The organism is Planomonospora antibiotica (assembly GCF_014647955.1).
GTDB classification, from domain to species: domain Bacteria; phylum Actinomycetota; class Actinomycetes; order Streptosporangiales; family Streptosporangiaceae; genus Planomonospora; species Planomonospora parontospora.
Genome location: NZ_BMQE01000006.1, coordinates 117,908 through 139,404 on the forward strand (window position 1 = coordinate 117,908; position 21,497 = coordinate 139,404).

Annotated in this window: 21 protein-coding genes; 8 read left to right on the plus strand and 13 right to left on the minus strand. The window is 71.9% G+C overall.

Annotation, left to right across the window (positions count from 1 at the left end; all coding sequences use genetic code 11):
• Window positions 1-64 precede the first annotated feature (64 nt).
• From IEZ06_RS07785 to IEZ06_RS07810, 6 genes are all read left to right on the plus strand, one after another.
• Window positions 65-940 (plus strand): MurR/RpiR family transcriptional regulator, encoded by an 876-nt coding sequence (locus tag IEZ06_RS07785; protein WP_189235977.1) that lies wholly within the window; start codon window positions 65-67, stop codon window positions 938-940.
• The gene (locus IEZ06_RS07790; protein ID WP_189235978.1) at window positions 937-1,725 is read left to right on the plus strand and encodes a sugar isomerase domain-containing protein; all 789 of its coding nucleotides are present in this window, start codon (window positions 937-939) and stop codon (window positions 1,723-1,725) included. The genes IEZ06_RS07785 and IEZ06_RS07790 overlap by 4 nt, the downstream gene beginning before the upstream one ends.
• A 119-nt stretch (window positions 1,726-1,844) precedes the next feature.
• Complete coding sequence (locus IEZ06_RS07795) at window positions 1,845-2,024, plus strand: hypothetical protein (RefSeq protein WP_189235979.1); 180 nt, start codon at window positions 1,845-1,847, stop codon at window positions 2,022-2,024.
• Window positions 2,025-2,133: 109 nt separating this feature from the next.
• Window positions 2,134-3,414, plus strand: coding sequence for an extracellular solute-binding protein (locus IEZ06_RS07800; protein WP_189235980.1), 1,281 nt, complete (start codon window positions 2,134-2,136; stop codon window positions 3,412-3,414).
• Window positions 3,415-3,423: 9 nt separating this feature from the next.
• Window positions 3,424-4,317 carry a carbohydrate ABC transporter permease gene (locus tag IEZ06_RS07805; protein WP_189235981.1) on the plus strand — a complete coding sequence of 298 codons (894 nt, stop codon included), beginning with the start codon at window positions 3,424-3,426 and terminating at the stop codon, window positions 4,315-4,317.
• A 113-nt stretch (window positions 4,318-4,430) separates the two neighbouring features.
• A complete protein-coding gene (locus tag IEZ06_RS07810) occupies window positions 4,431-5,255 on the plus strand; it encodes a carbohydrate ABC transporter permease (protein ID WP_229797869.1) in 825 nt (274 codons plus the stop codon).
• A 134-nt stretch (window positions 5,256-5,389) separates the two neighbouring features.
• Here the strand turns inward: IEZ06_RS07810 and IEZ06_RS07815 are convergent, their stop codons facing one another.
• The 7 genes from IEZ06_RS07815 to IEZ06_RS07845 form a co-directional block, all read right to left on the minus strand.
• Window positions 5,390-7,702: a pectate lyase gene (locus IEZ06_RS07815; RefSeq protein ID WP_189235983.1), complete on the minus strand. Its 2,313-nt coding sequence runs from the start codon at window positions 7,700-7,702 to the stop codon at window positions 5,390-5,392.
• Window positions 7,703-7,972: 270 nt separating this feature from the next.
• Window positions 7,973-8,854, minus strand: coding sequence for an ABC transporter permease (locus IEZ06_RS07820; protein ID WP_189235984.1), 882 nt, complete (start codon window positions 8,852-8,854; stop codon window positions 7,973-7,975).
• Window positions 8,855-8,931: 77 nt separating this feature from the next.
• Complete coding sequence (locus IEZ06_RS07825; RefSeq protein WP_373293817.1) at window positions 8,932-9,723, minus strand: ABC transporter ATP-binding protein; 792 nt, start codon at window positions 9,721-9,723, stop codon at window positions 8,932-8,934.
• Window positions 9,724-9,763: 40 nt separating this feature from the next.
• Window positions 9,764-10,837: an ABC transporter substrate-binding protein gene (locus IEZ06_RS07830; protein ID WP_189235985.1), complete on the minus strand. Its 1,074-nt coding sequence runs from the start codon at window positions 10,835-10,837 to the stop codon at window positions 9,764-9,766.
• 473 nt (window positions 10,838-11,310) lie between these two features.
• Window positions 11,311-12,237: an aminoglycoside phosphotransferase family protein gene (locus tag IEZ06_RS07835; RefSeq protein ID WP_189235986.1), complete on the minus strand. Its 927-nt coding sequence runs from the start codon at window positions 12,235-12,237 to the stop codon at window positions 11,311-11,313.
• A gap of 17 nt (window positions 12,238-12,254) precedes the next feature.
• Complete coding sequence (locus IEZ06_RS07840; RefSeq protein WP_189235987.1) at window positions 12,255-12,479, minus strand: hypothetical protein; 225 nt, start codon at window positions 12,477-12,479, stop codon at window positions 12,255-12,257.
• 21 nt (window positions 12,480-12,500) lie between these two features.
• Complete coding sequence (locus IEZ06_RS07845; RefSeq protein WP_189236115.1) at window positions 12,501-13,514, minus strand: carotenoid oxygenase family protein; 1,014 nt, start codon at window positions 13,512-13,514, stop codon at window positions 12,501-12,503.
• Between the two features lie 267 nt (window positions 13,515-13,781).
• Here IEZ06_RS07845 and IEZ06_RS07850 point away from each other — a divergent pair, with 267 nt between their 5' ends.
• Together IEZ06_RS07850 and IEZ06_RS07855 are read left to right on the plus strand one after the other, a co-directional pair.
• Window positions 13,782-14,258, plus strand: coding sequence for a hypothetical protein (locus IEZ06_RS07850; RefSeq protein WP_189235988.1), 477 nt, complete (start codon window positions 13,782-13,784; stop codon window positions 14,256-14,258).
• A 344-nt stretch (window positions 14,259-14,602) separates the two neighbouring features.
• Window positions 14,603-15,139: a hemerythrin domain-containing protein gene (locus tag IEZ06_RS07855; RefSeq protein WP_189235989.1), complete on the plus strand. Its 537-nt coding sequence runs from the start codon at window positions 14,603-14,605 to the stop codon at window positions 15,137-15,139.
• A gap of 94 nt (window positions 15,140-15,233) precedes the next feature.
• On the opposite strand, the gene IEZ06_RS07860 is transcribed toward IEZ06_RS07855, so the two are convergent.
• The 6 genes from IEZ06_RS07860 to egtA form a co-directional block, all read right to left on the minus strand.
• Window positions 15,234-16,478, minus strand: a complete 1,245-nt coding sequence (locus tag IEZ06_RS07860; protein WP_189235990.1) for an RNA polymerase sigma factor — start codon at window positions 16,476-16,478, stop codon at window positions 15,234-15,236.
• Window positions 16,479-16,486: 8 nt separating this feature from the next.
• On the minus strand, window positions 16,487-16,897 hold the full coding sequence (locus IEZ06_RS07865) for a YciI family protein (RefSeq protein ID WP_229797889.1): 411 nt from the start codon (window positions 16,895-16,897) through the stop codon (window positions 16,487-16,489).
• 246 nt (window positions 16,898-17,143) lie between these two features.
• Window positions 17,144-18,139: an L-histidine N(alpha)-methyltransferase gene (gene egtD / locus IEZ06_RS07870; protein ID WP_189235992.1), complete on the minus strand. Its 996-nt coding sequence runs from the start codon at window positions 18,137-18,139 to the stop codon at window positions 17,144-17,146.
• The gene (gene egtC / locus IEZ06_RS07875; RefSeq protein ID WP_189235993.1) at window positions 18,109-18,879 is read right to left on the minus strand and encodes an ergothioneine biosynthesis protein EgtC; all 771 of its coding nucleotides are present in this window, start codon (window positions 18,877-18,879) and stop codon (window positions 18,109-18,111) included. Before egtC ends, egtD begins: the two co-directional genes overlap by 31 nt.
• Entirely contained in the window at window positions 18,880-20,217 is a 1,338-nt protein-coding gene (gene egtB / locus IEZ06_RS07880; protein ID WP_189236116.1) for an ergothioneine biosynthesis protein EgtB, read from the minus strand.
• A gap of 71 nt (window positions 20,218-20,288) precedes the next feature.
• A complete protein-coding gene (gene egtA / locus IEZ06_RS07885) occupies window positions 20,289-21,479 on the minus strand; it encodes an ergothioneine biosynthesis glutamate--cysteine ligase EgtA (protein WP_189235994.1) in 1,191 nt (396 codons plus the stop codon).
• Between the last annotated feature and the right edge of the window lie 18 nt (window positions 21,480-21,497).

The window sequence follows — 21,497 nt, forward strand, 5'->3', positions numbered from 1 at the left end:
TTATTACCCGCCGCCCTTGACCATGCCAGGGTCTGAGCATAATTTTCACCGCAAGGATGGAGGGATGACGGTGGAACTGCTGCATCTGATCAGGACCGAACAGGACGAGATGCCCGACGCCCTGCGGAAGGTGGCCGAGGTGATCCTCGCCGCCCCGGCCGCCGCCGCCCGGCTGACCATCGTCGACCTGGCCGAGCGGAGCGCCACCTCGACCGCCACGGTCACCCGCTTCTGCCGGGCGCTCGGCTTCGGCGGCTACGCCGAGCTGCGCGTCGCCCTCGCCACGGAGACCGGCCGGGTCGCGCAGCAGCGCTGGGAGACCGACATCGGGCAGGAGATCCTGCCCGACGACGGGCTCGAGCGGGTGCTGGGCGTGGTCTCCGGCAACGACATCCGGCTGATCCAGGAGACCGCCGCGCAGCTCGACCTGGCCTCCGTGGAGAAGATCGCGAGCGCGATCGCCCAGGCCGGCCGGGTGCTGCTGTTCGGGGTCTCCAGCAGCGCGGCGGTGGCCAGCGAGATGGAATACCGCCTGCAGCGCATCCGCGTCCCCACCTGGAGCAGGTCCGACGCGCACAGCGCGCTCACCGACGCCGCGCTGCTCGGCCAGGGCGACGTGGCGATCGGCATCTCGCACAGCGGCAGGACCCGCGAGGTCATCGAGGTGCTCGCCGAGGCCGGCAGCCACGGCGCCGTCACCGTGGCGGTCACCTCCCATCCGAGGTCGCCGCTGGCGGAGGTGGCCGAGCTGGTCGTCACCACGGCCAGCAGGGGGACGACGTTCCGCTCCGACGGCTTCGCCGCCATCCACTCCCAGCTGCTCGTCCTCGACGTGGTCTACGTCTCGGTCGCGCAGCGCACCTACGAGCGCACCCGGGACGCGTTCGACCTGACCGCCCGCGCGGTGACCGGGCACCGGCTCCCGGAAGGAGAGAAATGAGCGCAGAGACCGGCACGGCCGCAGGGACGATCGCCCCTCCGGATCCGGACGCCTACGTCCGGCACGTCTCCCGGCTCGTCCGGGAGATCCCCGTCGAGCAGGCGGGTCCCATCGCGGCGGCGGCCGGCCTGGTCGTCGGGGCGCTGAACCGGGGCGGCGTCGTCCAGGCGTTCGGCTCGGGGCACTCCGAGGCGGTCGCCATGGAGATCGCCGGCCGCGCGGGAGGGCTGGTGCCGACCAACCGGCTCGCGCTGCGGGACATCGTCCTGTACGGCGGGGCCGACCGCACGGAGCTCGAACGCTACGACCTCGAACGCGACCCGGCGGTCGCGCACCGGATCCTCGACGCCGCCCCGGTCGAGGCCGGCGACCTGTTCGTGATCATCTCCAGCTCGGGCGTCAACGGCGTCGTCGTCGAGCTGGCCTCCCTGGTCAAGGAGCGCGGCCACGACCTGGTCGCCCTCACCTCGCTCGCGCACAGCTCCGCCGTACCCGCCAGGCACCCCTCCGGACGCAAGCTCTGCGACCTCGCCGACGTGGTGCTCGACAACCGCGCCCCGTACGGCGACGCGGTCCTGCCCCTGCCCGGCGGGGGCGCCGTCGCCGCCGTGTCCACGATCACCTCGGTGCTGCTCGCCCAGCTCGTCGTCACCCGGGCGGTGGCGGAGCTGCTCGCCGCGGGCCAGGCTCCGCCGGTCTACCTGTCGGCGAACGTCCCGGAGGGAGACGCGCACAACCTCGCCCTGGAGGCCCGCTACGCCGGCCGCATCCGCAGGGGCGGCTGACCCCCGGCCCCGAGCCCCGGCTCGGGGCCCCCGCACCTCGCCGGGTCCGCTACTACGTCGACGGGCGCCTGTTCGCCGACCACGGCGGCGAACACTACCCCGAGACCCCCATGTGGATCATGTTCAACCAGTGGTTCATCGACCTGCAGGGCGGCTCCGCCCGGCGCGCCTACCGCCAGCAGGTCGACTGGGTCTACCACAGCAGGAACGAGGTCGTCCCGCCCGCTGAGGTGCTGAGCAGGGTCGGCGCCCTCCGCGCCGCCTCCACCGCGTTCACCGACACCGTCCCGAGCCCCTGAGGACCCGGTACGGCTCCCGCGCGGGAGCCGTACCGGCTCCGGGCCGTACCCCGGCCGCGTCCCGTGCCCGCCCGGCCCGCGGGCCGTACCCCCTGGAAAGAGCAGAGACATGAAGCACCGACTCCTGGCCGCCGCGGCCGCGCTGGCCCTGGCCACCGCCGCCGCCTGCGGCTCCGGCTCCGGCTCCGGCTCCGGCGGCGGGTCCGCCGCCCCCGCGGACTCCGGGCCCGTCAGGCTCACCGTATGGATCATGGACGGGAGCGTCACGGACGAGCTCGTCAAGCGTTTCGAGACCGGCTACGAGAGCGCCCACCCCGGCGTGGACCTCGACGTCCAGATCCAGGCCTGGGACGGCATCGGTGAGCGGATCACCGCCGCCCTGGCCAGCACGGACGCCCCCGACGTGATCGAGGTCGGCAACACCCAGGTCGCCCAGTACGCCGCCAGCGGCGGGGTCAGGGACCTCAGCGGCAAGGTCGCCGACCTCGGCGGCGCCGACTGGATCCCCGGCCTGGCCCAGCCGGGCAACATCGACGGCAGGCAGTACGGCGTGCCCTGGTACGCCGCCAACCGGGTCGTCGTCTACAACAAGGACCTGTTCAAGAAGGCCGGCATCGAGGCGCCGCCCAGGACCCGCGACGAGTGGCTGGAGATCACCGCCCGGCTCGACCGGGGCGGGGACCAGGGCATCTACCTCACCGGGCAGACGTGGTACGCGCTCGCCGGGTTCATCTGGGACGAGGGCGGCGACCTCGCCGTCAAGGAGGGCGGCAGGTGGAGGGGCGCCCTCGACACCCCGCAGGCCCTGGCCGGCATGGACTTCTACCGGCGGCTCCAGGCCCTCGGCGACGGGCCCAAGGACGCCGACGAGGCCAATCCCCCGCAGCACGAGGTGTTCGCGCAGGGCAGGGTCGCCCAGATGATCAGCGTGCCGGGCGGCGCGGCCCGGGTGCTGGAGGTCGCACCGGAGATGAAGGGGAAGATGGGTTTCTTCCCGATCCCCGGCAAGACGGCCGACAGGCCCGGAGCGGTGTTCACCGGGGGCTCCGACCTGATCATCCCTGAGGCGTCGCGGCACCCGGACGCCGCCTACGCGGTGGTCAAGGCCCTGGCCGGGGAGGACTTCCAGACCGAGCTGGCCAAGGCGATGAACTTCGTGCCGAACAGGGCCTCGCTGGCGCACGTGCTCGACGCCGACGAGGGCACCGCCGCCATGGCCCGGGGCGCCGCGAACGGCAGGGCCACGCCCAACACGCCGAACTGGGCGGCGGTCGAGGCCACCTCGGTGATCAAGCAGTATATGACCGCCGTGCTCACCGGGAAGGACCCGGCGGCCGAGGCGCGCAAGGCCTCCGAGGCCATCACCACGACCCTCAACAGCGGATCCTGAGGGACCCGCGTGCGGACCAGGAACCTCTGGCCCTACCTGCTCATCGCCCCCACCGTGGCCGGGGGCGTGTTCCTGCTGCTCTACCCGCTGCTGCGCGCCGCGCTGATCTCCGTACAGCACTTCCGGATGGGCGAGCTCGTCCGGGGCGGCGCGCGGCTCACCGGCCTGGACAACTACCGCAAGCTGCTGGCCGCCGAGGAGTTCTGGGCGGTCACGCTGCGCACCTTCGTCTGGACCGCGGTCAACGTGCTGCTCATCGTGGGCCTGTCGACCGCCGTCGCGCTCATGCTGGCGCGGCTCGGCCGCCGCATGCGCGTCGCCCTGATGAGCGTGCTCGCCCTGGTCTGGGCCACCCCGGTCATCGCGGCCACGACGATCTTCCAGTGGCTGTTCCAGTCGGAGCTGGGGATCGTCAACCGGCTGCTGGTGGCCGCGGGCTTCGACTCGTTCCAGGGCCACTCGTGGTTCGCCGACGGCGGGGCGATGTTCGGTGTGCTGGTGGCGCTGGTGGTCTGGCAGTCGGTGCCGTTCGCCGCGCTCACCCTCTACGCGGGCCTGACCACGATCCCCGCCGAGCTGTACGAGTCGGCCAGGATCGACGGCGGCACCGGCCCGCAGATCTTCGCCCGGGTGACCTTCCCGATCCTGCGGCCGATGTTCGCACTCGTCACCTCGCTGGAGGTGATCTGGGTCTTCAAGTGCTTCCCGCAGATCTGGGTGCTCGGCCAGGGCGGGCCCGACGGCGCGACCACCACGCTGCCGGTCTACGCCTTCAAGGTCGCCCGGGTCCTGCACCGCTACGACCTGGGCTCGGCCGTCGCCATGCTCACCGTCGCCGTCCTCGCCGTCGCGCTGGCCGGCAACCTGCGGCGGATGCTCCGCCAGGAAGGAGCCGGCTCGTGAGGACGCTCCCGGCAGGAAGGAGCCGGCCCGCGGGAATGCGTCCGGCCGAGGGGAGGGCGGGCGGCGGGGCGTCCGCCGGGGCTCCCGCCAGGGCGGCACGGCGGAGGCGGCCGGTGCGGCCCGGCAGGATCGCCCTCAACGCCTGCGCCGCGGCCGTGCTCGCGGTGATGGCCTTCCCGGTCTACTGGATGTTCGCCACCGCGTTCCGGCCGACGGCGGAGATCCAGGCCGGGACGCCGGGTCTGTGGCCCGCGCGCCCGACCCTGGAGCACTTCGCCACCGCCGTGGCCGCCGACGGGTTCTGGACGTTCTGGCGCAACAGCCTGGCCGTCACCGCCGCCGCCGTGCTGCTGGCACTGGCGGTGGCCCTGCTGTCGGCCGTGGCCGTGGCCCGGATGCGCTGGCGCGGCAGAGGGCCCTTCATCGTCATGGTCTTCGCCGCGCAGATGGCGCCGTGGGAGGCGCTGCTCGTGCCGATGTTCGTCATCGCCCGGGACACCGGGCTGCTCGACTCCCTGGCGATGCTCACCGGCGTCTACTTCATGGTCACGCTTCCGTTCACGATCGTGACCCTGCGCGGCTTCCTGGCCGCCGTCCCCGCAGAACTGGAGGAGGCCGCGCTGGTCGACGGCTGCACCCGCCCGGCCGCCTTCCGCAAGGTGGTCTTCCCGCTGCTCGCACCGGGGCTGATGGCCACCTCGCTGTTCGGGTTCGTCACGGCGTGGAACGAGTTCGCGTTCGTCAACGTGCTGATCATCAAGGACCGGGGCAAGCGCACCCTCCCCGTCTGGCTCTCGTCCTTCCGCGACGTGTTCGGCACCGACTGGGGCGCCACCATGGCCGCCGCCACCCTGTTCGCGCTGCCGGTCCTGGTGGTCTTCCTGTTCCTGCAGCGCCGGGTGGGCGCGGGCCTGGCCGCCGGCGCGGTGAAGGGCTGACCTCTCCTCGCAGGAGTTCAGTCCGTTCGGCCGCCGTTCGGACCCGATCACCCGTCAGGCGGCCGGTTCCGGACCGGGATCGGAAGGGGCGCCCACCTCGCGGTGAGCGCCCCTTTCGCGGACGTGCCTACGGCTTACCTGTAGGTGACGTCGCTCTTGTTGACCTTACAGTTGGAGTCGTTCCAGCCTTCACCGATGTAGCTGGGCTCGCTGCCCTTGCTGACGCCCTTGTACTTGCCGCAGACGGTGGCGCTGCCGTCGACGACGAGGCGGGTGATGGTGGCGGTGTCGCCCCAGTTGCTGTTGATGCCGGCGACCATGTCGACGTCGGAGACCAGCACGTTGTCGATCTTCACGTGGCGCTGGTGCGAGCTGGAGCAGTTGCCGCACGCCCGGTACAGCTTGCCCGAACCCTTGAGGTAGAAGCCGGAGATGCTGACCGTGCCGTTGCCGTTGTGCTGGAACGTCTTGTCGGAGCCGGACCTGGCGCCGCCACCGATGACGTAGGAGGTGCCGCCGCCGGTGCCCTTGAAGGTGGCGGCGTCCTCGCCGATGTCGTTCCACCACACGTTCTTCAGCGTGCAGGTGCCCTCGCAGTGCACGCCGTCACCGGCGGGGGAGCCGATGATGACGTTCTGCAGGGTGCCGCCGTTGGCGATCTTGAACATCGGGTCCTGCGACTCGCTCTGGCCGCCGTCGCCGATGCAGCAGTAGGTCTTCATCCCGCCGTCGAAGGTGCCGGACACCGACACGGTGCCGGAGATCTTCACCGAACCCGCCGAGGACGGCCACTGCCCGGTCGGCGTGCCGGTACCGGGGTCGCCCGTGGGGGTGACGGTCGGAGTGGCGGTGGGGGTGGCGGTCGGGCCGGAGGTCGGGGTCGAGCCGCTGCCGGCGTACGTCTCGAACTCGGCGATCCGCGGTGTGCCGGATGCGCTGGTGATGCTGAAGGTGAGCTTCTTCAACGAGGTCGAGGCGAAGGAGATCACGTTCGGGCTGCCGCTGCCGCTGGCCAGGACGGAGCCGTTGTCACCGTTGAGCAGGCGCCACGCGCCGATGGAGCCGCCACCGGAGGCCTGCTTGATGACGGCGCTGCTCACCGTCGTGGCGCTGCCCCACTTGACCGAGACATGGCCGGTCGAGCCGTTGGGCGACCAGTAGGTGCTCGTGCTGCCGTCCTTGACGTTGCCGTAGCTGGTGCCGCTGGCCTTGCTGGAGCCGTCGGCGCCGCCGCTCAGGCTCAGGTTGGTGCCGCCCGGCTGCGAGGTCGGCTGCGAGGTCGGGCTGGAAGTGGGACTGGAGGTCGGGCTGGAAGTGGGGCTGGCGGTCGGGCTGGAGGTCGGGCCGGTCGGGTTGCAGCTGCCGTCCGACACCTTGAAGCCGTTGTTGGCGCCAGCCGTGGCCTGCACGATGTTCGGCACGCAGGAGGCACCGTCGAGGCCGTAGCCGTAGCCGATGCCGACCGAGCCGGTGGACGTCATGCCGGGCCCGGCCGGGTAGTTGTCCGAGCCGGCGCTCGACCAGGTCACGTTGTCCAGGATGTTGCCGCTGGCCTGGTAGGTGCCCTTCTGATCGGTGTAGAACGTACCGAGGACGTCCTTGGAGTCCTTGAAGTAGTTGTTCTCCACCCTCGCCTTGGCACCGGCCCGCGAGTTGATGCCCGACTCGTGCAGGTTCACGTAGTAGTTGTTGTAGATGTGCGCGACACCGCCACGCAGCAACGGCGTCCGCGAGTCGATGTTCGAGTACAGGTTGTGATGGAACGTGATGTTGCCGCTGCCGGTGTCGCTCTCGCTCGACCCGATCAGGCCGCCACGGCCCGAGTTGCGCAGGATGCTGTAGGACAGCGTCACGTTCTCGACGTCGTTCTTCATGTCGAACAGGCCGTCGTAGCCCTCCGACTCACCGCCGGACGCCTCCAGGGTCACGTGGTCGACCCAGACGTTGCGGACCGTGCTCTCCATGCCGATGGCGTCGCCGCCGTTGGAGGTCGGCGAGCCGGACTTCTTCACGTTCTTGATCGTCACGTTCTGGATGATGATGTTGCTGGAGTCCCGGATGTGGATGCCCAGCTGGTCGAACGTCGCGCCTCTGCCCACGCCGATGATCGTGACGTTGCTGATGCCCTTGAGCTCGATCACGTCGTCAGCGGTGCTGCAACTGCCCGAGACCTTCGAGGTGTTGCCGTGGTTGATCGTGCCCTCGACCTCGATGGTGATCGGGGTGCTGGTGCTGGGCCGGCCGCAGAGAGCCTGGTGGATGCCGGTACCGGAGCTGACCCTCACGGTCGATCCACCGCTGCCGCCGGTGGTCCCGGCGGCGAAACCGTTGGCGCTGCCGACCGCGGCCGAGGCGGGCGAGAGCGGCAGGGCCACCATGAGGGCGGCGCCGGTGGCCGCGGCGGCCCCCGCAGCCAGCAGGCTGCGCAGGGCGACTGTTCGTTTCATGCTGTGTCTCACCTTCATCGGGGGGAGTGAGAGTGCTGCGCCATCACCGGCCGTCCGGCCGGGTAAGCGCTTTCCTACGATAGGACTCAACCGATGAAGTAACAACAGGATGTCCGATTTATTACGTAATGTCAGTAAAGTATCAACGGTTCGCTCGGACGGTCACCCGCTCAGAACCGGGTCTCGGCCAGGTCCGCCCAGGTCCTGACCTCCTCACCCTCGCGGGTGAGGACGGTGCCCGCCACCTCCTCCCCCACGCGGATCACGTGGTCAGTCGACGGCCTGGTGCAGGCCCCACCGGCGGCGCAGGGCGTTGTCGGCGGCCCCGAACAGCACGTCCACCACGATGCCGATCACCAGGATCACGATCATCGTCGCGAGCAGGCCCGGCGAGTCGGCCAGCTCCCGGGCGAAGTGCAGCTGCTCGCCGAGGGAGGGCTGGTTGGCGATGATGACCAGCAGCTCGCCGGCCATCAGGGAGCGCCAGGCGAAGGCCCAGCCCTGCTTCAGCCCGGCCAGGAACGACGGCAGGGAGGCGGGCAGGATCACGTGCCGGTAGAGCCGGAGCCGCCGCAGGCCGAGCATGTGCCCGGCGCGCAGCAGGATCGGCGGGGTGTAGTCGACCCCGGCGATGAGCCCGTTGGCGATGGACGGCGCGGCGCCGAGCACGACGACGAACATGATGGCGCTCTCGGTCAGCCCGAACAGCAGGATCGCCAGCGGGAACCAGGCGATCGACGGCATGGTCTGCAGGCCGGTGATCAGCGAGCCCACGGCCCTGCGCAGCGGGCGGATGCGCGAGACGAGCGCGCCGACCACGAGGCCGACCGCGATCGCCAGCGCGAACCCGGCGACCGCGCGCCGCATGGTGACGGTCACGGCCGTGTAGAACTCCGCCTCGCCGAGGCGCTCGGCGAGCACGCCGAGGGTCGTGACGGGGCCGGCGAAGACGTACTCGGGCCACCAGCCGGCCAGCACGACCAGCTGCCAGGCCACCAGGACGAGCGCGACGGCGGACGCGATCGGCCAGATCCCGGACCAGATCCGGGAGGCGAGCCCCCTGCGCTGCCGGGTGGTCAGCTCCAGCGCGTCGAGACCGGCGAGCTGCCGGGCGTGGACGTCGCCGCGCCGGGTGTCTGCTTCAACGGCCATCTCGGGCCACCTCCCAGGGTGCTCCGCCGGCGGCGGGAAGGGTCGGGACGGCGAGGGCGAGGGCGGCGCGGGCGGGGTCAGCGGCCATGGCGCATGACCTCCTCGCGCAGCCGGTCGGTGATCCGGCCCGCCTGCTCGGCCACCTCGGCGGAGTCGGTGCGGCGGGGCCGCTCCAGCGTCACCGGGAAGTCCTCGACGACCCGGCCGGGGCGGCTGCTCAGCAGGACCACCCGGTCGCCGAGCCGTACGGCCTCCCGGACGTTGTGCGTGACGAACAGGACCGACAGGTTCCGCTCGCGCCAGATGCGCTCCAGCTCGTCGTGGAGCAGGTCGCGGGTCATCGCGTCGAGCGCGCCGAACGGCTCGTCCATCAGCAGCACGTCGGCGTCCTGGGCGAGCGCGCGGGCCAGCGCGACCCGCTGACGCATGCCGCCGGAGAGCTCGTGCGGGCGCTTGGCGCCGAACCCGCCGAGGTGCACGGTCTCCAGGAACTCCGCGGCGCGCGCCCGGCGCTCCGCCCGGGTCACGCCCTTGGCCCGGAGCGCCATCTCGATGTTGGCCGAGACGGTCAGCCAGGGGAAGAGCGCCGGCTCCTGGAACATCATCGCCACCCGGCCCCCGTCGGCCTCGATCCGCCCGGCGGTGGGCCGGTCGAGCCCGGCCACGAGGGAGAGCAGGGTGCTCTTGCCGCAGCCGGAGGCACCGAGCAGGCAGACGAACTCCCCGGCGCCGACGTCCAGGGAGACCTCGTCGAGGGCCAGCAGGCCGGTCCGGCCCTGGCCGTACATCTTGGAGACGGCCTCCAGCCGGACGGCGGGCCCGCGGCCCTCCGCCCGGCCGGCGGCCTGCTCCGTGAGCGGAGCGGTCACGTGTTCCTCCTCTTGCCTCGGCGGACCCCGCCGGGGAGCCTCACTTGTCGGAGATCTGCGGCCGGCCCTTGGCGGCGAGGACCTCGTTCAGGATCTTCAGGTCGTAGATGCCGGTGAGGTCCACCGGCTCGAGCAGACCGACCTTGACGGCGTGGTCGGCGCTGCCCACCAGGGACGAGGCGATCGGGTCGTCGGTGAAGGTGATGTTCTTGAAGGCGCTGTCGAGCACCTCGGGCTTGAGCGGCTTGCCCGCCAGCTTCTCCAGCGCGGCGTTGGCCGTCTCGGCGGCCCCGGCCGGGTCGGAGGCGATGAACTCGTTGGCTTCCACGTGGGCCTCGATGAGCTTCCGCACCGCCTCCGGGTGCTCCTTCGCGAACTCCTGGCGGACGATCAGGTGGGTGATCACGAACTCCTTGCCCGGCCACAGGTCCCGCTCGTCGACCAGCACCTTGCCGCCGCTCTCGGTGATGAGGCGGCTGGCGAACGGCTCGGGCACCCAGGCGCCGTCGATGTCGCCGGTGGCGAAGGTCTGGATGGTCTGGGAGTTCTCCTGCGGCACGATCGAGACCTCGCCGCCGCCCTTGGTGTCGGTCTTGACGCCCTTGGAGTCGAGCCAGTAGCGCAGCGCCACGTCCTGGGTGTTGCCGAGCTGCGGGGTGGCGATCTTCTTGCCCCTGAGGTCCTCGACGCTCTCGATGCCCGGCTTGACGACGAGGAAGACACCGCCCGAGGCCGCTCCCGCGACGATCTTGATGGCCTGGCCCTTGGACTTGGCCCAGGCGTTGATGGCCGGGTTGGGGCCGACGTAGGTGGCGTCGACCGCGCCGGAGAAGACCGCCTCGATCGCGGCGGGGCCGGCGTTGAAGGTACTGGTCTTGAGCGCCGTGCCGGAGCCGAGGTGCTTGGCGTACAGGCCCTTCTCCACCCCGACCAGCGCGGTGGCGTGCGTGATGTTCGGGAAGTAGCCGAGCCTGACCTCGGCCGGTCCGCCTCCGTCGACGGCGGCCACGGCGGTCGTCCCGGCGGGCTCGGCGTTCCCGCAGGCCGCCGCCAAGGTGGTGAGCGCCAGTGCGGCCAGTGCCGCCACCGCTCCGCGGGCCCTGCGAGCCTTCATGAGTCCTCCCCATATTTCCCACTTGTTTAGTAGGCTTAGTGTGTTTATAGGGCCCCGGAACCTCCGCGTCAAGCCGGATGCCGGATCCGTCCGTGAGCGGCCGTGCCGTCGTGCCGCGCGGTCTACGCGGCACGGGGGCACGGGTTCGGAGGTCCGGAGGGTGCAGGCCTACGAGGTGGGACGGGCCGTCTCCGGGACGGCGGTGCGCAGCCTCCGGGTGCAGGGGTACCGGGGCAGGCGGAAGACATCATCCGCGCCCCCCTCCTCCACCTCCCGCCCCTTTCCATACACGCGACCGAAGCGGCTCGGCTCGGCTCGGCTCGGCTCGGCTCGGCTCGGCTCGGCTCGGCTCGGCTCGGCGGCATGGTGCCCTACCGGATGCACCTGGTCAACGCGCTGCTCGGCGCGCTACCGGGACGAGCACGGCTTCAGCGCTTGATCACCCCGTGCACCGCAGGAGCCGCCTTCCCTTCTCATCCTCGCTGCCGCAGCAGCGCCAGGGCGATGGCGACCTGGGCAGGGTCGAGTGTCGTCTTGCCGTCTTCGATGTCCCACAGGGCGTTTTGCAGCACGCGGCCGAGGGTCCATCCGACCGCCCGCCCCCGGTCGAAGCCGAGGACCTCGGTCAGCAGGTCGAAGCGGCGCAGCACCGCGCGAGCCACATCACCGGTGGCCTCCACCTCCTCCCACCGGTTGTCCAGTGCCGGCAGCAACTCGAACCCCGGGTCGCCCGCCAGCGGTTCAGGGTCAATCGCCAGCCAGGGTTCCCGCTCCCCTGCCAGGACGTTGTCGTAGTGCAGGTCCCAATGCAGCAGGCGGTCGCCGGCCTCACCGATGAGTTCGGCCACGGCGGACGCGCAGGTGCGCACCAGCCGCTGCTCGCCAGGATCAAGCAGCGCGGGCACAGCCTGCGGGACCTGGTCGAGCATGGCCGCGGCGATGTCGGACAGCCGCCGCAGCTCCCTGGGGGCAGGCAGCGACGTCAGGCGGGCCATCAGTTCGGCCAGGATCTGCACGGCCGCGCCATCGTCGGCCACCGCCGACAGGGGCCGGGCCGCATCCAGGCGTTCCAGCAGCTGCGTGCCGCTTTTCTCGTCGTAGTCGAGCAGACGGACGATGCCGTCGCCTTTCCACGTCCGCAGCCCGATGGCGGTGCCGGCGGTCTCCTCCCGGAGCTGTTGAAGCTTGAGGACGGCAGGTGTCCCGCCGGCCTGAAGCACGGGCAGCACCAGCGAGGCCATGCCGTATGCGGCCGGGCCGTCGAGCCGCAGTCCCCAACGGTCCAGGAACTCGCGGCCGAGGCGGGGCAGATCGGTGATCCAAGCGCGTGCCTCGGCGCCGTTCACGCCGTAAGACGCGGCGAACAGGTCAGGAACGTCGATGCGGGTCGACATGCTCATGGAAGATATCTCCTTTCCTACGCGCACTGGGCGGAACAACACCCGCCGTTGGAGATGCCCCACGCCCTGACCGACTGCTTCCACATCGGCGCCAGGCAGGTCAGCGACTTCACGACGGCGTTGACCGGATCACCGCCGAGATCGTCGGCACCGCCCGTGACACTCTTGTCATCGGCATCAGCTGACCGCCCGCCGATGTCCATGAGATCGGCAGGATCACCTGCCGGGGCGGAGGCGAGCACCCGATCTGGTTTCCTCGATGCTCAGACCGGGATCCAGTTGCCGTGGAAACCCGCGGGGATGCGCATCGGGAGATGTACCTCGGCGAGCGGGGGCGCGGCCAGGTCGGCGGCGTCCAGGATGGCCAGGTAGCTCCTACCGGCGCCGCGGTCGTGGGCGAATGTCATCAGGAAGCCCTCGTTCTCACCGGTCCCGGCACTGGGCACGAAGACGGCCTCGCCGCAGGTGTGGCCCGCAGGGAGGCGGTGCACCGCCCGTTCGCCGCCGCCGCCGCCGTTGAGGTCGTAGGCGTAGATCTGCGACCGCTCGGGCTCGGTGTCCAGGGAGAAGCTCGTCGTGTAGCCGTAACGGTGGGGCAGCCCGAGCATCGAGTCGGCAATGCGGGGGTATTCGCTGGGCGCGTCGTCGAGCGGTTCCTCGGCGACCGTGCCCGACCGCAGGCCCAGCGTCCAGCGGTACAGGACCGGGAGCCCGCCCTCCAAGTCGTCGGCGCCGCCGCGCCACAGCGTGGGGACGCGGGTGCCGGTGACGGTGATCGTGTCGCCTTGGGGGTCCTCGAAGGCGTTCATGGTGTGCCACACGTAGCACGGGGCGACGTCGAACCAGCGGACGGGCGCGTCGTCGCCGGCCGTACGTGCCAGTACGCCGAACCGGGCGCGGTGTGCGTCGTCCCAGCGCCACGGCGGCCCGCCCGCTGCGGCCTGGACGTGGTCGAAGACGACCGGCAGATCCATGAAGATCACGTGGTTGCGGGTGATGGCGAAGTCGTGCATCATCGTCGCGCGCGGCACGTCCACGACCCGCGTCTGCACCACCTCGCCGACGGCCGAGACGCGGTAGCAGGTCAGGTACGGCGGACGCAGCTGATAGCCGAAGAACAACAGCTCACCCGTGATCGGGCAAGTCTTCGGGTGCGCGGTCATCGGGGTCTGCAGGACCTCGTCGAAGGTGTGCGCCCCGATCGTGGCGAGGTCCGGCGTCACCTCGTAGGGGAAGCCGCCCTCTTCCAGGGCGAACAGCCGGCCCGCGTGCGCGATGCCGGGTGGCTGCGCTGGCCAGGTCGCGAGAACACACCATAGCCGAACGCTTCAGCCGACCACGCGGAGATCGTGGAAGATCGAGACCGCGATCGGAGTACTGAACATTTTCACCATTTAGGGGATATATGGCTTTTGCTAGATATATCTACAAGAAGAACTATAGTTACGATACACATTCTACCCATAGTTCCTTATGTCGGTTATTCGCGCTGTGTACACGGACATCAAGGCCATGGCCACTGCATCCACAGAGAGGAGTGACGAATGTTCTCGAGAAGAGCCATCAGCGCCCTTGCCGCGGCAGTCGTCGCCAGCGGCGGCCTGGTCGCCCTCGACACCCTCACCACAGCGCCCGTCCATGCCCAGGACGAACGCACCTGCCTGTACAAGGTGCGCAACGTCCCCCCTGGGGACTACGTCGAGGTACGCCGAAAGCCAGGCAAACGGCCCTACACCTGGAACAAGAACTACAAGGCCGTTGACGTGCTCCTCTCCGGCCAGGCCACCACCGGCGAGTGCCGACGCTCCCGCGAGCACTGGCGTGAAGTGAAGGGCGCGAGCGGCGTCACGGGCCACATCCGGAAGCGCTTCGTGGAGAAGGGGTCCCGGATCGAGGACAAGGTCTCGCTCACGCCTCCGCCCCTGCCCACGGCCTCGCCGACTCCCACAGCCTCGCCGACTCCCACACCGACCCCCGCACCCACGATCGCGATCACAATCATCCCGACGATTGCCCCCTGACCGCTTGTTTGAGAGCTGATCGTGAAATCACCCTGTGACCCGGTAGAGCCGCAGGCATGACATCGTTCCCCTTCGACCCCACCGACGAGCAGGGCCCCTGACAGACCGCTACCGTCCACTTCGCACTGGCCTCGAATATTCAGCGGGAATTCCATCCAGAAGATCACCAATAGAGAAAGGTGTCCCCGGCCTGCGATGATCGGATTGCTGAGATGACAGAGTCACAGAGAGCGGACGCACCTTTCGGGTGAACGCTACGACGTGGTACACCCCTACGGATGGAGTTCGCCGTCTCCAGGGACTTCGGGAACACTGGACGGAACCACCCCACCCGAAGGAAGCGCATGGACGCACGTTCCGAGGCGGGCAGCCGCCTCACCGCCCTGGGCACGCAGTTGCTCGAAGTGCACCTCTGGCTCCGCGAGATGCTGGAGGACCTCCAGGACGGCATCGACGACTACTTCGACGGCAAGGGGCTTCCGCCGCGGGACCTGCGCGCCCACTGCCTCTCCTTCTGCACCGCCCTGACGCGCCACCACACCGGTGAGGACAGGGGTGCGTTCCCGGCGATCGCCGAGGAGCACCCCGAGCTGCGCAAGGTGCTCTCCGACCTGCGCACGGACCACAACCAGCTGGACTGGCTGATGGGAAATCTGCAGAGACTGCTCGAGTCCCTCCCGGAGGAGCCCGACCCGGCCACGGCCGCCAGGGTGCGTGAGGAGGTCCAGGCACTGTCGGCGATCATGCAGACGCACTTCATCTACGAGGAGAAGAAACTGATCTCCGTGCTCAACTCGATGGACGTGCCCGAGTGGCGCGAGAACCGGCCCGACTTCCTGCTGGTCGACGACGAGGACGGGCCCGCGGCCCCTTCCAGGTGATCCCGCACCGGGAGCGCCCCGCGGCCCGGGGCAGGGGAGGCCCGGAGAGCGGGGAACGGTCCGGAACCGCGGGATCACCTGTCCGCCCCGCCGCTCAGTGCCCGCCGGCCAGCCGGGCCGCGCGGGCGTGCAGGTAGCGCTGCTGGGCCAGGCCGGTCGCCCGCCGGGCCGCCTCCAGGTAGGCCTCGTACGCCGCCGCGCGGTCGCCGGCCTCCTCCAGCAGGTGCGCGCGGACCGCGTGCAGCCGGTGGTCCCCGGCGATGCGCTCGTCCGTCCCGAGCTTGTCGACCAGGTCCAGCCCCGCCTGCGAACCGCGGGCCATCGCCACCGCCACCGCGTGGTTCAGCGCCACCACGGGACCGCCGGAGACCCGCATCAGCAGCTCGTACAGCGCCGCGATCTGCGGCCAGTCCGTCTCCGCGGCGCTCGGCGCCTCCGCGTGGACCGCGGCGATCGCCGCCTGGAGCTGGTAGGGGCCGACCGGTCCCCGGGGGAGGACCGCGGTGATGAGGGCCACGCCCTCGGCGACGGCCTCGGCGTCCCACCGGCTCCGGTCCTGCTCGGCCATCGGGACCAGCTCGCCGTCCGGCCCGGTGCGCGCCGGCCGCCGCGCGTCGGTGAGCAGCATCAGCGCGAGCAGCGCCGCCGCCTCGCCGTCTCCGGGCAGCAGCCGGTGGACCGTGCGGGCCAGCCGGATCGCCTCCGCCGAGAGCTCGGCGCGGTACAGGTCCGGCCCCGACGTGCTGGTGTAGCCCTCGTTGAAGACCAGGTAGAGGACGTGGAGCACCGCGCCGAGCCGCTCGGCGCGCTCCCCGGGCGAGGGCATCCGGAAGGGCGCGCCGCTGTCCCTGATCCGCTGCTTGGCCCGGCTGATCCGCCGGGTCATGGTCGCCTCCGGCACCAGGAACGCGCGGGCGACCTCCGCGGTGGACAGCCCGCCGACCGCCCGCAGGGTGAGCGCGATCTGCGACGCCGGGGAGAGCGCGGGGTGGCAGCACATGAACAGCAGGATCAGCGTGTCGTCGCCCTCCGAGGGCGGCCGGTCGGCGGCGGGCGCCGTCCGTCCGCCGGGAGGCGTCCACCGGGTGACGGCGTCCTCGCGGTTCCGCCGGGCCTGCTCGCTGCGGAGCAGGTCGGTCAGCCGGCGCGAGGCGACCGTGATCAGCCACCCCCGGGGGTTGCCGGGGACGCCCTCCCGGGGCCACTGCACGGCGGCCGCCAGGAGCGCCTCCTGCACCGCGTCCTCGGCGGCGTCGAAGTGCCCGTAGCGCCGTACCAGCGCGCCGAGGACCTGCGGCGCCAGCGGGCGCAGCAGGTCCTCGACCTCGGAACCGGGCATGGCGGGGATCAGAACTCCAGGTCGCCCTGGGAGTCGGCGAGCGGCCGCACGTCCGCCACCGCGCGCGCGACGACGTCGGCCGGGGCCGGGCACTCCGCCAGCCGGGCCGCGATCTCGGTCGCCCGGTCGAAGCTCTCGCACTCCACGATCCAGTAGCCCGCCAGGACCTCCTGGGTCTCGGCGTACGGCCCGTCCGTCACGACCGGCACGCCCTCCCGCAGCGGCCCGACCCTGCGGGTGTGGACCGGGGCGGTCAGGCCCCGCGTCTCGACGAGCTCGCCGGACTCCTCCAGGTCCTTGTTGAAGGACTCCATGAACGCGCCCATCGCCGCGAAGTCCTCCGCGGACCAGGCGCCCGGCTCACCGGGCCGGCCGGCCATGGCGTCGTAGTCCTGCTGCGAGGCGTAGGTCAGGATCATGTACTTCACGGTGTCTCCTCCGCTTCCGGCACCGGATTCTCCGGCGCCCTCACCGGAGACGTCGGAGCCGCCGCCCCGTCCCGGACACCGGCCCGCGGCCGGATCCCAGACTGCCATGCCCACGCGGCGGACGGGCGCGGTCCGCCGCGCGGGCCCGGGTCCGGCGGCCGCAGCGCGGGCCGACGAGACGGCGTCGATGCCGTGGCGGAGGCCGGGGCGGAGACCGGCCCGCCGTCCGGGCCGGTCTCATCCCTCCCCCGCTCCGGGATCCCCGCCGACCCCGGCGACGCACAGGGCGAAGTCGCCCGGCGGGTCGGTCCACCAGTGCTCCACCGCGAACCCGGCGCCCTCCAGTTCGGCGCGCACGCCCGCGGGCCGGAACTTGGCGGAGATCTCGGTACGGATCTCCTCCCCCGCCGCGAAGTCCAGCTCCAGCTCCAGGTCGGGGATGCGCACCCGCTGGCCGGTCGCGGAGCGCAGGCGCATCTCCATCCACTCGGCCTCGGCGTCCCAGACGGCGACGTGCTCGAACGCCTCGGGCACGAAGTCCGCGCCCAGCTCCCGGTTGACGACGCGCAGCACGTTCCGGTTGAACTCGGCGGTGACCCCCTGCGCGTCGTCGTAGGCCGCCAGCAGCCGGGCCGGATCCTTGACCAGGTCGAACCCGAGCAGCAGGGAGTCGCCGGGCCCCAGGACCGCGCGCAGTCCCCCGTAGAACGACCGGCGCTCCGCCGGGGACAGGTTGCCGACGGTCGAGCCCAGGAAGGCGACCAGTCTCCTGCCCCCGTCCGGCAGGACGTCCAGGTGCCGTTCGAAGTCGGCGACGACCGCCCGCACGGACAGGCCGGGGTACTCGGCGCCGATCCGCCGGGCGGAGGCGGCCAGGAAGTCGCCGCTGACGTCGACCGGCACGTACCGCCGGAGCGTGCCGGCCGAGCGCAGCGCGCCGAGCAGCAGCCGGGTCTTCTCCCCAGAGCCCGCGCCCAGCTCGATGAGCGTGTCGGCCCCGGTCGCGGCGGCGACCTCGGCCGCCCGCCCGCGCAGGATCGTCTTCTCGGCGCGGGTGAGGTAGTACTCCTCCAGCCGGGTGATCTCCTCGAACAGCCCGCTGCCGCGCTCGTCGTAGAACCACTTGGGCGGCAGCGTCCTGGGGGCGGCGGCCAGCCCGTCGTACACGTCCCGGCGGAGCGACTTGGCCAGGTCGTCCGGGGTCAGGTGGTACTCGACAACGGGTTCAGACATGCGATCTCCTTGATCGGGCGGATGACGGCGCCGTGCGCGTCCGCGGTGACGAGGGAGCCGTCGGGGACCGGCCGCCAGCGGGCGTCGTCGTCGAAGGGTTCGGAGGCGATCACCACGGATTCGCCGTCGCACCGCAGGTACAGGCTGTCGCCGCAGGCGGTGGCGGCCAGCCGTACGCCGTCGGTGGCGAGCAGGTTGTAGCGGCCGGGCGCGAGCGCGGCGGCCCGGGCTGCGACCGACGCGAGCGCGCCGTCCAGCGGGCTCCCCCGCCGCCAGAGCCGTACGGCCATGGCGAACAGCAGCGCGGAGTCGACGGGGGCGCGGGCGTCGGGGACGCCGCCCTCGCCGAGACCGCGCAGCCGCTCCTCCACTCCGGTGAAGTCGTCGATCCTGCCGTTGTGGCTGAACAGCCGGTCGTCGCAGGTGAACGGCTGGGCGCAGGACTCGTCGACGGGGAAGCCCGGGGTGGCGCTGCGCACCGCCGCCAGCACGCAGGCCGCCGAGACCACCTGCGCGACCTCGGCGAAGGAGGCGTCCGCCCACATCGGCGCGGCCCTGCGGTAGCGGACCGGGCGGGCGCGGCCGGGGTGGTACCAGCCCACCCCGTACCCGTCGGCGTTGACCAGGCCGTGCTGCTGGCGGCGGGGGGCGTAGGACTGGGTGAGCAGGGAGTGCTCCGGGACGTGCAGCAGCTCGTGCAGCGTGACGGGCGGCCCGAGGTAGGCCAGGTGGCGGCACATCTAGGCGGCGTCCCGGGCGCAGCGGAACCCGGCGAAGATCTGCCGCCGGACTGGGAGGTCCCAGTTGCGGAACGTGGCCCGGGCCACCGACGGGTGGGTCGCCCACGAGCCGCCGCGCAGCACCTTGTACTCACTGCCGAAGAACACCTCGGAGTACTCCGCGTAGGGGAAGACCGCGAAGCCGGGGTAGCCGGTGAAGTCGGTCGAGGTCCACTCCCACACGTCGCCGATCATCTGCCGGCAGCCGTACGGCGAGGCCCCCGCGGGGAACGCGCCCGCCGGGGCGGGCCCCAGCCTGCGCTGGCCCAGGTTGGCGTGGTCCGGTCCGGGATCGGCGTCGCCCCAGGGGAAGCGGCGGGAGGTCCCGGTCGCGGGGTCGAACCGGGCCGCCTTCTCCCACTCGGCCTCCGTGGGCAGCCGCTTGCCGGCCCAGCGGGCGTAGGCGTCGGCCTCGTACCAGCACACGTGCTGCACCGGCTCGTCCGGCGGGAGCGGCTCGGTCCGGCCGAAGCGGCGCCGCGTCCACTGCCCGCCCTCCCGCGTCCAGAAGGCCGGGGCCCGCTTCCCCGACCGGTTGCGCCACTCCCACCCGGCGGGCGTCCACCATCGGGGGTGGTCGTACCCGCCGTCCGCCACGAACTCCAGGTAGGCGCGGTTGGCGACCGGGGCGGCGTCGATCCAGTAGGCGGGCAGGTGCACGGTGTGGGCGGGGCGCTCGTTGTCGTAGGACCACGGGTCGCCGCCCCCGGCGCCGCTCCCCTCCGTACCCCCGTCCGTGCCCATCGTGAAGGGGCCCTCCCCGACGAGGACCTCCGCCGGTCCGGGCAGGGCTCCGGGCACCGGGACGGCCGGTTCGTCCAGCACCGGCCCGCCCCGGCGGAGCTGGTGGGTGGCGAGCATCGTCTCGTCGTGCTGGTGCTCGTGCTGGACGACCATCCCGTAGACGAAGCCGCCCGCCAGCAGCGGCCGGTCGGGGGTGAACCGGACCCGGCCGAGGGAGTCCAGCACCCGCGAACGCACCTGGTCGAGGTAGCTCCGCGCCTCGCGCGGCGGCAGCAGGGGCAGAGCTACCCGGTCCGCCCGGGGGTGCTCGAAGGCGTCGTAGAGCCGGTCGATCTCCGGCCGGAGCGGCGCGTCCCCGGCCGCGGCCCGCACCAGCCACTGCTCCTCGTAGTTGCCGACGTGGGCCAGGTCCCACACCAGCGGGGACATCAGCGGCGAGTGCTGGGCCGTCAGCTCCCCGGTGTCCAGGACGTCCACGGTCAGCCCGAGACTGCGCCGCCGTACGGCCTCCAGCTCCGCGGCGACGCGTTCCTTGATCTCCTCCTCGGTGGTCATGTCCTCGGTGGTCATGTCCTCGGTGGTCGTGTCCGCGCTGTTCACGCCTTCGGTGGTCACATCCTCGGTGGTCAAGTCGGCACCTCGCAGAGCAGGTCGTCGGCCGGGCACCGGCCGGGTTCGACGTAGCGTTCGATGTAGGCGTCCACCAGGGGCACCAGGTCGGCGGACCCGATCCGGGGCAGGGCGTCGCGGGCCGCGGCGAAGCAGCTCCGCGCCGCCCGGGCGAGCCCCGGTCCGCCCGGTCCGGTGCGGGCCGCGCCCTCCCAGGCGTCCGGGGGCAGGGGCTCGACGGCCTCGGCGCACGCGTCCGCGGCCCGGGGGTCGTCGGTCAGGGCGGCCGCGACGGCGAGCGGCACCGGCCACCACGGTTCGGGCAGGGCGTCGATCATCCGCAGCTCGAACCAGCCGCGCGGCCGGACCGGCGGGAACAGCGTGCTCAGGTGGTAGTCGAGGTCGTCGGCCGTCGGCCGGCCGTACCGGCCTCCCCCGAGCCAGTCCCGGAAGGTCAGGCCCGGGTCGACGGCCCACGGGCCGTCGGTCCGCCGCACGGCCATGACCCGCGCGTCGAGCGCGTAGCGCGCCCAGGCCGCCGCCGGATCGGGGCCGCCGTCCGGCACGGTACGGCTGCGCGACGGGTCGAGCGCCGTCCAGAAGGCCTGCCGGGTGGAGCGCCAGCCGGTGGGGCGCCCCCGCCACAGGGGCGAGTTGGCGAACGCCGCCACCAGCACCGGCCCCAGCCGGTGCAGCAGCCGCCAGCGGGCGCGTGCTTCGCCGAGGTCGCGGCCGATGTCGAGGCAGACCTGGATGGAGGCGGTGCAGCACATCATGGCGCGCCCGGCCGCGTTGCGGGCGTCGAAGTACGCCTCCATCGCGGTGTACCGGGGGAGGTCCAGCTGCCGCAGGGGGGATCTGCGCGGATCCAGCCCGCATCCGGTGCGGCGCAGTCCCGCGGCGGCCAGGTGCGGGTCCAGGTGGCGCAGGTCGGCCTCGAGGGCCTGGCGGGCGGCGGCCGGACCGGGCAGGGGCGGGGAGCTGAGCTCCAGCTGGCCGCCGGGTTCGTAGGTGACGGCGCTGCCCGAGGGCAGCGGGGAGGCCGCCCGGACGGCGGCGGTGAGGCGGGGCAGGGGGACGTGCTCGCCGGGTCTGGCCGGGTCGGTGACCAGCCATTCCGACTCGATGCCGGTCAGCCCGGGCGGGCCGGTCTTGAAGCAGATCCCGTGGACATGGTCGTAGACGTCGTCTTCGGTGAGAAAGGACATGCCACCTCCCGTCCGGCA

Coding starts and splice junctions, on each gene's coding strand:
- IEZ06_RS07795 (WP_189235979.1), top strand. CDS start 1,845: ATGTTCAACCAGTGGTTCATCGACCTGCAGGGCGGCTCCGCCCGGCGC.
- egtA (WP_189235994.1), bottom strand. CDS start 21,479: ATGTCCTTTCTCACCGAAGACGACGTCTACGACCATGTCCACGGGATC.
- IEZ06_RS07855 (WP_189235989.1), top strand. CDS start 14,603: ATGGACGCACGTTCCGAGGCGGGCAGCCGCCTCACCGCCCTGGGCACG.
- IEZ06_RS07790 (WP_189235978.1), top strand. CDS start 937: ATGAGCGCAGAGACCGGCACGGCCGCAGGGACGATCGCCCCTCCGGAT.
- IEZ06_RS07815 (WP_189235983.1), bottom strand. CDS start 7,702: ATGAAACGAACAGTCGCCCTGCGCAGCCTGCTGGCTGCGGGGGCCGCC.
- egtC (WP_189235993.1), bottom strand. CDS start 18,879: ATGTGCCGCCACCTGGCCTACCTCGGGCCGCCCGTCACGCTGCACGAG.
- IEZ06_RS07820 (WP_189235984.1), bottom strand. CDS start 8,854: ATGGCCGTTGAAGCAGACACCCGGCGCGGCGACGTCCACGCCCGGCAG.
- egtD (WP_189235992.1), bottom strand. CDS start 18,139: ATGTCTGAACCCGTTGTCGAGTACCACCTGACCCCGGACGACCTGGCC.
- IEZ06_RS07865 (WP_229797889.1), bottom strand. CDS start 16,897: ATGATCCTGACCTACGCCTCGCAGCAGGACTACGACGCCATGGCCGGC.
- IEZ06_RS07860 (WP_189235990.1), bottom strand. CDS start 16,478: ATGCCCGGTTCCGAGGTCGAGGACCTGCTGCGCCCGCTGGCGCCGCAG.
- egtB (WP_189236116.1), bottom strand. CDS start 20,217: ATGACCACCGAGGAGGAGATCAAGGAACGCGTCGCCGCGGAGCTGGAG.
- IEZ06_RS07830 (WP_189235985.1), bottom strand. CDS start 10,837: ATGAAGGCTCGCAGGGCCCGCGGAGCGGTGGCGGCACTGGCCGCACTG.
- IEZ06_RS07800 (WP_189235980.1), top strand. CDS start 2,134: ATGAAGCACCGACTCCTGGCCGCCGCGGCCGCGCTGGCCCTGGCCACC.
- IEZ06_RS07785 (WP_189235977.1), top strand. CDS start 65: ATGACGGTGGAACTGCTGCATCTGATCAGGACCGAACAGGACGAGATG.
- IEZ06_RS07835 (WP_189235986.1), bottom strand. CDS start 12,237: ATGAGCATGTCGACCCGCATCGACGTTCCTGACCTGTTCGCCGCGTCT.
- IEZ06_RS07850 (WP_189235988.1), top strand. CDS start 13,782: ATGTTCTCGAGAAGAGCCATCAGCGCCCTTGCCGCGGCAGTCGTCGCC.